At 59.8% G+C, this 8,898-nt stretch carries 11 protein-coding genes; 1 reads left to right on the top strand and 10 read right to left on the bottom strand.

Annotated features, from left to right (window positions below; translation table 11 throughout):
• A partial coding sequence (locus AC2VNK_RS01980; protein WP_486882617.1) for a hypothetical protein occupies positions 1-367 on the top strand: 367 nt, incomplete at its 5' end.
• An 11-nt stretch (positions 368-378) separates the two neighbouring features.
• On the opposite strand, the gene parA is transcribed toward AC2VNK_RS01980, so the two are convergent.
• The 10 genes from parA to AC2VNK_RS01930 all read right to left on the bottom strand — a co-directional run bounded on the left by parA (position 379) and on the right by AC2VNK_RS01930 (position 8,541).
• On the bottom strand, positions 379-1,014 hold the full coding sequence (parA, locus tag AC2VNK_RS01975; protein ID WP_486882616.1) for a ParA family partition ATPase: 636 nt from the start codon (positions 1,012-1,014) through the stop codon (positions 379-381).
• Positions 1,015-1,043: 29 nt separating this feature from the next.
• The gene (locus tag AC2VNK_RS01970) at positions 1,044-1,322 is read right to left on the bottom strand and encodes a hypothetical protein (RefSeq protein ID WP_486882615.1); all 279 of its coding nucleotides are present in this window, start codon (positions 1,320-1,322) and stop codon (positions 1,044-1,046) included.
• On the bottom strand, positions 1,319-1,762 hold the full coding sequence (locus AC2VNK_RS01965) for a ferritin-like domain-containing protein (protein ID WP_486882614.1): 444 nt from the start codon (positions 1,760-1,762) through the stop codon (positions 1,319-1,321). The genes AC2VNK_RS01970 and AC2VNK_RS01965 overlap by 4 nt, the downstream gene beginning before the upstream one ends.
• A 32-nt stretch (positions 1,763-1,794) precedes the next feature.
• Positions 1,795-2,121, bottom strand: a complete 327-nt coding sequence (gene csoS1 / locus AC2VNK_RS01960) for an alpha-carboxysome major shell protein CsoS1 (protein ID WP_291525458.1) — start codon at positions 2,119-2,121, stop codon at positions 1,795-1,797.
• Between the two features lie 36 nt (positions 2,122-2,157).
• Positions 2,158-2,424, bottom strand: coding sequence for a carboxysome peptide B (locus AC2VNK_RS01955; protein ID WP_291525460.1), 267 nt, complete (start codon positions 2,422-2,424; stop codon positions 2,158-2,160).
• Positions 2,424-2,675: an alpha-carboxysome shell vertex protein CsoS4 gene (csoS4, locus tag AC2VNK_RS01950; RefSeq protein ID WP_486882613.1), complete on the bottom strand. Its 252-nt coding sequence runs from the start codon at positions 2,673-2,675 to the stop codon at positions 2,424-2,426. Before csoS4 ends, AC2VNK_RS01955 begins: the two co-directional genes overlap by 1 nt.
• The gene (locus tag AC2VNK_RS01945) at positions 2,672-4,099 is read right to left on the bottom strand and encodes a carboxysome shell carbonic anhydrase (RefSeq protein ID WP_486882612.1); all 1,428 of its coding nucleotides are present in this window, start codon (positions 4,097-4,099) and stop codon (positions 2,672-2,674) included. The genes csoS4 and AC2VNK_RS01945 overlap by 4 nt, the downstream gene beginning before the upstream one ends.
• Positions 4,100-4,320: 221 nt before the next feature.
• Positions 4,321-6,201 carry an alpha-carboxysome scaffolding protein CsoS2 gene (locus tag AC2VNK_RS01940; protein WP_486882611.1) on the bottom strand — a complete coding sequence of 627 codons (1,881 nt, stop codon included), beginning with the start codon at positions 6,199-6,201 and terminating at the stop codon, positions 4,321-4,323.
• 494 nt (positions 6,202-6,695) lie between these two features.
• Positions 6,696-7,028: a ribulose bisphosphate carboxylase small subunit gene (locus AC2VNK_RS01935; protein ID WP_291525468.1), complete on the bottom strand. Its 333-nt coding sequence runs from the start codon at positions 7,026-7,028 to the stop codon at positions 6,696-6,698.
• A gap of 91 nt (positions 7,029-7,119) precedes the next feature.
• Entirely contained in the window at positions 7,120-8,541 is a 1,422-nt protein-coding gene (locus AC2VNK_RS01930; RefSeq protein ID WP_291525470.1) for a form I ribulose bisphosphate carboxylase large subunit, read from the bottom strand.
• Positions 8,542-8,898 lie beyond the last annotated feature (357 nt).

Raw genomic sequence — 8,898 nt, 5'->3', positions numbered from 1 at the left:
AGGCGGCCTCGTAGAGCTCGACTTCGTCGGCTACAGTACGATAATAAGGGGCACTACGAATGAGGTACTGCTCGATGGCTGTTTGCATTTTTTAACTCCTCTATTAGCGGGAACGATGGGCCTAATCAGGCCAGACTCGGCGCGGGTGCAGTTTGCCAACGGCCTTGAGCGCCTGTTCGCCGCCAGATTGATCTGCCTGCTGTGCAGGTCGGGACGCCGAAGGCTTAACCACTGGCACTGGGTCCGATTTATTGGCGACATCGTCGGCTGGCGCGGATGCGGGCAGTGCCTCAGGTTTGTCCGCTTCCGGCTGCCCGGGCTTGATCTGTTGCGATTTGACCTGACGCACACCGTGCGCAAGTTTTGATCCTATCTTGTTCACAGACATAAGACCTCCTCAATAATCGCTTCTATGTCCGCCACGGCAGTTTGGGCGCGTTTGCCCAGTCCGTAGACGCTCGTCCCTTCCACCGCGGCGCTGCGATAAGCCGCACGCCGCTGCATGCAAGCTTGCAATACCGGCACGTCGAACTCCGCCACAGCATCGCGCAGATCACGGGACAGGGCATTGCGCGATTCCATTTGATTCAGCACTAGACAGGCGCGCAAGCCGGGGTTGAGCTGCCTGGCCCCGCCCACCGCCGCCGCCATGGCTACGCTCGCCCACAGATCAACCGGCGAGGGAAGCACTGGAATCAACACCACATGAACCGAGCGCATCACCGCGGCAACCACCTCACCCTGCACCGCAGGCGGGCAGTCCACAACCACATAACGGTGGGTGCGCGCCAGTTGCACAATCGTGGCAAAAGGGTCGCTGCCAAGCGATGCCACCGGCGGCAGGCTGGCACCGTCAGGTGCCATTTCAACCCACTGGCTGATGGAGCGCTGGGGGTCGGCGTCCACCAAGTGAGTGGAAGCGCGTTGCGCCAAGCCCGCCGCCAGATTCAGCGCCAGGGTGGTCTTGCCAGTGCCACCCTTCTGGTTGATTACCGCGATGATCTTGTCATCCATGGTTGTCCGCTGCTGCCGGCCCATCGAGCCTACGCCTTGTCCACTGTGGCCAGCGCATCCATCTCGGAGAGAAAAATGGATTTGCGTTCGCTCAGCACAGCCTGCCCTTCACCATCAATGCTGACGTTGACGTAGGTTTTACCGAAACTCACGTTCGGGTAGTATTCCTCACGCTTGGACAAGTCCGCCAGATGATTTAGAAAATACCGCATCTCGGTGTAGCTGCCGAAGTCAAAGCGCCGGTTCAGCGTAGACGGACGTTCCTGTGGCGCGGAAGGGTCCGCCTTCGGGTCAGTGGCATTGCTCATGGCGTCGCTCCTTGGTGACTTTCCGTTAGCATTCGATCCAACTCGCGCAAGTGACCAATCTCATCTTGCAGCAGACCTCCGAACAAAGTTTGCGTCTCGCCATCACGCATCCTGGCGCAGTAGTGGGCCGCTTCCTCGTACAAGCGAACCGCTTCGATCTCCAGGTCGCGGTCAATCAGCACCATCTCCTCCAGGGTGCGTCCCGGACGGATGGGCGGCAGTTGGATGCCATTGGAAGGGATACCCAACACCAACATGCGCGCCATCAGCCGTTCGGCATGCACGAGCTCCTCGTTCACATCCTCACGCAAGCGCGCGCTGATGTTCGACAAGCCCCACAGGCCAGCCAACGTGGCCTGCAACAGATATTGTTGCACCGCCGCCAGTTCGTGGCCGAGGGCGCGCGTCAGATATCCGGTCAAACGTGGATCTGAATGCATGGCAACTCCTTAGCCAAACCTCACCAACAGGCTTAGCTGACTTCACCATCGCGGCCACCTACGCCGACGTCGGGACTGCTGGGCAGGATGTTTTCCACTTCGGAATGCACGCGGGCGATGATGTGCGCCGCCACCAAGCCGTCACCGACGCGTTCGCAGGCATCCGCCCCGGCGCGCACCGCTGCATTCACTGCCCCGGTCTCGCCACGCACCAGCACCGTGACGTAACCGCCGCCCACAAATTGGCGACCCACCAGACGTACTTCCGCCGCCTTGGTCATCGCGTCCGCCGCCTCGATCGCCGGCACCAAACCCCGGGTCTCGATCATGCCCAGTGCAATACCCGTTACATTCGCCATTTCAACACTCCTTCGTCAGATGCGTTTAAAAAATTGCTACTTATCAGCTCGAACTTCTCCATCATCCAATCCGTCAATAATCCCGGCGATGGTCAGGTCGGTCAGAATCTTGTAATTGCCCGCTGCATAACGCGCCGCCGAACCACTTACGGTAATAACCCATTTCCCGGGAGGCACACCCACTGGATCGCACGCCACGTTCAGTTTTCCTTTGGCATCGGCGAGCACTCTGAGCGAAGAGTTCTTCAGCCCCGGGATGCGGCGCGTCGCCACCAAATCAGACACCACTCGCATGATATCCATCACTCTCCCATCCAGTGATCAATGATGCCGACGATGGTGAGATCGCTGGGGTAATCCTTGCTACCCGCTGCCTCGCGCGCCGCAGAAGAACCCACACAGATCACCCAGTCACCAGGGACGCAGCCGATCATATCGACCGCTACCTGACGTGCCCCCCCTGCCTTTTCCCTCACCACCAGCAGCGGACGATGCCCAAGTTCCTTGATACGGTTGGTCGAAACCAGCGTTCTTTCCACTTCGCAAATCTTCATCCCGCGTCGCTTCCGTTATAAGTTGCCACCGACTCGATCGGACTGCCGGAGCGAGCGTCCTGTACGGTCATGGTGCATACCAGCAAACCCTTTTGCGCCAGATCTGCGTAGCGTGACTCAATCGCCGCTTTGACCCGCCGGCAACGCTCTACAGTGCGTTCACGACTGCTCGGTACCCGGCCGTCGTAGCGGAAGTGAACCGCCAGCGGCACCGGTAATCCATGCATTAGATTCAACCTATTGAAAATCTTGATGCCCACGTCAATGTCCGGCGCCCCTTCCTCCACCGTGTGCAGGTGGGCGAAATAAGCCAAGTTGCGCAATTGAAACTCCTCGAAACCGTCGCCCACGCTGATGAAACGCTCGGCATGACCGATGTCCGGATAGCGACCACCCCACGTGCCGCATACATACTCGATCTGCGATAGATTGTTGATCAATAACGTCGCAATCAATCGCCGCATCCCCTCGTGCGGCTCACCCCTGCCCACACCCCAGCCGGTGGCGGCGCTGGTTCCCTGAATCGCCTGATACACCTTGATCCGAGCGTCGTTCTGTTCGTCACCGACGGTCTGCCGATACAGCTCCAGGTTGTCCACCGCCCGGTACAGACTCATCTCCCCATCCGCATCGGGTACATGCACCTTGATCGCGTCGGTGTCGGTATCCACTCCGATCAGCAGCGTGTCCACCGAGGCCCCACAACAAAAACTGTTTTCGATTGCCTGACGGAATTCACGCAGGCGCTGCAGGGCACCTTCCGCAGCCTGGCGCTCGTTGCTAGCGTGGGCGGCACAGCCTTCATGGGTCGGATCGGAACTGCTCCAGTGATACACAGCGACCTTGAGGTAACGTGTACCCGCGTCGGCAGCCACCGGACGACCTTCGCGATAGCGCATCAGTTCGGTTTCGATCCAGCGCTTGACGTTGGCCTCCACGTCAAACATGGCACCGGCGTAGGCCTTAAGGCTGCGCACTGCGGTGTCTGGTAAGCGCAGGATGTAACGAACCAGACCCTTCAAACGTCCGTCCGAACATGGCGTGATGTCCACCGCGTGGAAGCCGCAGTCGAGAAAAAATGACACCACGTCATCTCCCGCTTGTTGGGTTCTGGCCGCGCGCGCTTGCTCCGCCATCAGGCGCAAGGTCCGCATTACGCTCTCACCATACAGGGCACGCATGTCCAGACTGCCGATCCAGGCGTCCTCCAGAATTCTGGCGGGCAAGTCGAAGCCCAGCTGTTCGCGGGCGACGGCCTGCGCGCGTTCGATAAAATCGGGTTCATGCTGCAGCCCAACAATCCGCCTCAGCACTGGCACAATGGCATCGAAGCGTCCCTTCACGGCCTGCTCGTGCGCCAGCAGGCGCTGGTTTTCCGCTACATTGGTGAGTGGATGACGGCACGGCCGGCCGCTGTCGGTCAAACACGCCGGATTGGCCGCCGGCGCCGTTACTCCAATGCGGGGTGCTGCGCGCTGCGCTGGGAATACTGGCTGACCGGGGCGTGCCTGCAGAGCGCCGTCAGGCGTACCTAAGCCGTATGGCGGGCGAGGTGCTCCAGACAGCGGGCTGATGCTACGCCCAGGACGGTTTCTCGTATTCATCTCTGTCTATCCGTTATAGATGGCTCGGTCTGGTTTTCCATCTATCCCCGCGCGCCGCCGGAATAGGTGATGGCGGATCCGTTGACGTCATTACCGCTGCTACCGGTGATCTTGCTGACCGGTACTTCGGGGCGTTCGCGATCCTTGTTCTGCGCAGCACCCATCGCGATACCGCGCTGGTCACCGCGCAAAGTGGGATTGCGCCGCGTGGAGACACCCTCGGTGCCGGTCACGCTTTCATTCCTCCGCCATGCCGCGCCGGTAATCGCAAAGCCACCTTCACGCCCGTCGCCGGTGAGACGGCTACGCGCTGCATCCACTGCCTGAACCCGTTCCATGGCCATCGGCACACCCCTGACTGCCTCGTCCCGATAGCGAAACTCAGGCGTGCCGGATACCAAGCCAGCGGCCAGATTAACCGGGCCGGTGATGCGCCCTATGGCGCCATAGGCTGTGCCCGTAATGCGGTTTAAGTCGCTGCCCTGAGCGCTACGCGCGGGTGTGGCAATGCTGAAATCACCCTGGACACGCGCCGCGGACAGCACTTGTGTGGGCTGGCGAGGCGCATCAAAGGGGGCGCGCGCCAGAGGATGCGGGTTGCTGTTCATGCCACGCTGCGGCACGCGCTGCTGGGGGCTGGAGTACGGCGTACCGCTCAAGACCAGAGCCTCACCGCGTTCCGCACCAGTCACTTTGCGGCCGGATGCGACGCGTGTACCGCTTGGCGCCGCGCCAGCCATGGCGCCGTGCCCCGCTGTCAGGGCACGAGAGGCAGCTTGGTGTTCATCATCGCAAAGCGCGGCGTACTGGTCTGGGCCGATATATTCGGTGCCGGACACCGGCTGGCAGCCGCCATATTCATCACCGGTCACTTTACTGCTGTGCTCGACCGCGGTGCCGGACACCGGCTGGCCGTGCCAAGTGCTCATCACGCCGACTTTTTCCGGCACGGGCACCGGTGCTCGATTGCACGCTTGGTATTGCTCAAGCCCTGCATATTCGGTACCCGTCACCGTAGTACACGCGCCGTGTTCATCACCAGTCACTTTTATACTGCGGCCCACTTCGCTGCCGGTTACGGTGTGCTCTTTCACCGTGCTCATCACGCTCACTTTGCGCGGTGCGCGGCTGCCATACAGGCTGGCAGGTAGATCAGGCCGAATATACTGACTGCCGGTAAGCTTGCTGTAGGCACCAGCTTCATCACCCGTCATTTTCGCGCTGCGCCCGACTTCAGCACCGCTTACCGATTGCCCCGCTTCAGTCGTCACGACACTCACCTTGGCGGGGACATGTGCGGACTTGGTCCCGCAGAAAGACTCGAAGTGGTCTGCACTGAGATATTCGATACCGGTCACCGTCTTGCACACACCGTGTTCGTCTCCGGTCACTTTTACGCTGAGGCCGACTTCCGTGCCGCTCACACGCTGACCGCGGCTGGTGTTACTGATGCTGATCTTGGCGGGTGCAGGCTCCGGCACCATGGCACACAATTCGCCATACTGTTCAGCACCGATATATTCGGTGCCAGTGATGGCGCGGCAACTACCCGGCTCATTGCCCGTCACCTTGCCGCTACGCTCTACCTGAGTGCCCGTCACACCAGTGCCGCGCAGCGTGGTGCCTGTCTCCACTTTAACGGGAACAGTAGGTTTGGGGCGCGCCCTACCTGCCGGTCGGCATGCGGGGCCATCGCCACGCCCTCGCTGGCACAGATCTTCGCGGCGAGATCGAGCCACGTCACGCCCACTCAATCCGCTGCGGTTGCTGCGTTTGCTACCTGGAGACGAAGCGCTCAATGCCATTTTGCCCTGACTAGAAAGCGCGCGACGCCGTTCTCGACACAGTTTGCGTACTACCGAGGCGATGGGTCCCTCCACCGCTGTCGGCTCGCCGTCCAAAGCCGCGCATACCGCTTCCATCGCCTCCTCACGCTCGGCGACCTCCGTTGCGTTCTTTTTCTCCTTGCACCCGCAGCTACACCGTTCTTGGGTGGCCGCGTCTTGCGCTGGTGGCAGATCCTGTTTCCATAGAATGGGTGCGGGCACAGACATGACCGGAGCAGTCACGCGGCTATCAGAGCCCGGCGCGACTGGAGCCTGCGCCAGACCTGCCCCTCTTTGCGATAACGCCTCCCGGCGCGCACGGGAAAGTGACTTACCCGTAACGTTTGCCACTGAAGCCGTTGCCCCCATCGCGGTCGGATTGCTTACCGCCCGCGCCGGTGCGGCCTTCTTCGCACCAAGCACGGCACCGCCGCTGTGCGACAGCGCACGCCTCCGCTCCAATGCTGCGGCGCGTGTCGAGCGTGGAGTTGCCATATTGTTTGCCATAGCGTCGGTCATGATTTTACCCTTCTGTATTCAACCAGCCCCCCGCCAGGGGCATCTGCTGGATAGCCTCTTTACAGCCTTGCTTAGCGCCCGCGAAACACGACAAAGGCGCTGCCCTGACTCTGGGAGTAATTATCGTAGCCAATCAGACGTACATGGTGGTCGGGGTGCGCGCGGTGGCACGCCTCCAGTTCGGCGAGGATGATATCCACCGACTGCTCGCCGAACATGGGCAGTTTCCACATATACCAGAAATAGGTGAAGGCGCGCGCCGGCTCCACATGCTCGATACCAGGGTTCCAGCCCTGACTCACGACGTAGGCAATCTGGCGGCGCAGTTTTTCCGGCGTCATCGCCGGCAAGTACGAGAAGGTTTCGTATTTGGGAGCCGAGTTGTAATCTTGAATATCAGCCATTTTCGTTCCTTTCCTTTAATCTCAAGGTGGGCCGCACGGCCACACGTTGCGAGAAGTTTCATTTACACCATAGGGAATTGCGACCCCAGGATCAGCGGTTCACTACGTCCAATTTGTCCACCGTGTCGAACTCGAACTTGATCTCCTTCCAGGTTTCCATCGCAATTTTCAGCTCCGGACTATCCTTAGCGGCATTGGTAAGTATCTCCTTGCCTTCACGCTCCAGATCGCGCCCTTCGTTGCGCGCTTCCACACAGGCTTCCAGTGCAACGCGATTGGCGGCGGCACCGGCAGCGTTGCCCCAGGGGTGGCCCAGCGTGCCGCCACCGAACTGCAGCACGGAATCATCACCGAAGATGTTGACCAGCGCAGGCATGTGCCATACGTGAATACCGCCGGATGCGACCGGGAATACGCCGGGCATGGAACCCCAATCCTGGTCGAAGAAAATGCCGCGGCTGCGGTCTTCAGGAATAAAGGATTCACGCATCAAATCCACCCAGCCCAGTGTTGCACCACGGTCCCCTTCCAACTTGCCCACCACGGTGCCGGAGTGCAGGTGATCACCACCCGACAGACGCAGTGCCTTGGTCAGCACGCGGAAGTGGATGCCGTGGTGCGGGTTGCGATCCACTACGGCGTGCATGGCGCGGTGGATGTGCAGCAGCACACCGTTCTTGCGGCACCAGTTGGCCAGGCTGGTGTTGGCGGTAAAGCCACCAGTCAGGAAATCATGCATAACGATGGGCATGCCGAGTTCTTTCGCGAACGCTGCACGTTCCATCATGTCCTCGCAGGTCGGGGCGGTGACGTTGAGATAGTGTCCCTTGCGCTCACCGGTTTCGGCCTCGGCGGTGTGGATCGCATCGGCGACGAACAGGAAACGGTCGCGCCAGCGCATGAATGGCTGGGAGTTGACGTTTTCGTCGTCCTTGGTGAAATCCAGGCCGCCTCTGAGGCATTCGTACACGGCACGGCCATAGTTCTTGGCAGATAGGCCGAGCTTCGGCTTGATGGTGCAACCCAACAACGGTCGGCCATATTTGTTCATCTTGTCGCGTTCGACCTGGATGCCGTTGGGTGGGCCACCGCAGGTTTTTACATAGGCGAGAGGAAAGCGCACGTCTTCCAGGCGCAGGGCACGGATCGCCTTGAAGCCGAACACATTGCCCACCAGCGAGGTGAACACGTTGACTACCGAACCTTCCTCAAAAAGGTCAATGGGGTAGGCGATGAAAGCATAGAAGCAAGTGTCGTCGCCGGGCACATCCTCAATGGCGTAGGCGCGACCTTTGTAGTAATCGAGATCGGTCAAGAGATCGGTCCAAACGGTGGTCCAGGTCCCCGTCGAGGATTCGGCGGCCACCGCAGCCGCAGCTTCTTCACGATCCACACCCGGTTGCGGGGTGATCTTGAAGCAGGCCAGGATATCCGAATCCAAGGGTACATACTCGGGTGACCAATAGGTTTGCCGGTACTCCTTCACACCAGCTTCGTATTTTTTTACACTCATAACGGTTCTCCTGAGTTGAACATCGGGCGGATGCTCGCCTTAAACAGGCGGGACGGAAGCACTCTACAAATCTGGATTGATTAAGTTAAGCTAAATATATTTAATGTTACATTTTATTAAAGCATAGGCATTACCCTTTGCCGCGTGGTTTTTCGTCATTCTCAACCGTCCGGTGCGCAGCATCATTCAGTAAAATGACCGAGGCCTTCGTGCTGGCCAGAATGCACCATGCCGGGCTGTGCGCCATGATGAAGGCGCTGCTTACCTCATACCGGTTCCAGCTTGGGAAATTATGGCGAAAGCGCCTGTCGCTTTTTAAAGGTACCGACTATGGGCTGCCAGGACAGTCCATAGTCG

The sequence above is a fragment of the Acidithiobacillus sp. TH-A35 genome, assembly GCF_057473505.1.
This window is presented reverse-complemented; position numbering and strand designations above follow the sequence as displayed.

Bases quoted from the DNA above. Each gene is read 5' to 3' on its own strand.
- parA (WP_486882616.1), bottom strand. From the start codon at position 1,014: ATGGATGACAAGATCATCGCGGTAATCAACCAGAAGGGTGGCACTGGC.
- AC2VNK_RS01970 (WP_486882615.1), bottom strand. From the start codon at position 1,322: ATGAGCAATGCCACTGACCCGAAGGCGGACCCTTCCGCGCCACAGGAA.
- AC2VNK_RS01965 (WP_486882614.1), bottom strand. From the start codon at position 1,762: ATGCATTCAGATCCACGTTTGACCGGATATCTGACGCGCGCCCTCGGC.
- csoS1 (WP_291525458.1), bottom strand. From the start codon at position 2,121: ATGGCGAATGTAACGGGTATTGCACTGGGCATGATCGAGACCCGGGGT.
- AC2VNK_RS01955 (WP_291525460.1), bottom strand. From the start codon at position 2,424: ATGGATATCATGCGAGTGGTGTCTGATTTGGTGGCGACGCGCCGCATC.
- csoS4 (WP_486882613.1), bottom strand. From the start codon at position 2,675: ATGAAGATTTGCGAAGTGGAAAGAACGCTGGTTTCGACCAACCGTATC.
- AC2VNK_RS01940 (WP_486882611.1), bottom strand. From the start codon at position 6,201: ATGGAAGCGGTATGCGCGGCTTTGGACGGCGAGCCGACAGCGGTGGAG.
- AC2VNK_RS01935 (WP_291525468.1), bottom strand. From the start codon at position 7,028: ATGGCTGATATTCAAGATTACAACTCGGCTCCCAAATACGAAACCTTC.
- AC2VNK_RS01930 (WP_291525470.1), bottom strand. From the start codon at position 8,541: ATGAGTGTAAAAAAATACGAAGCTGGTGTGAAGGAGTACCGGCAAACC.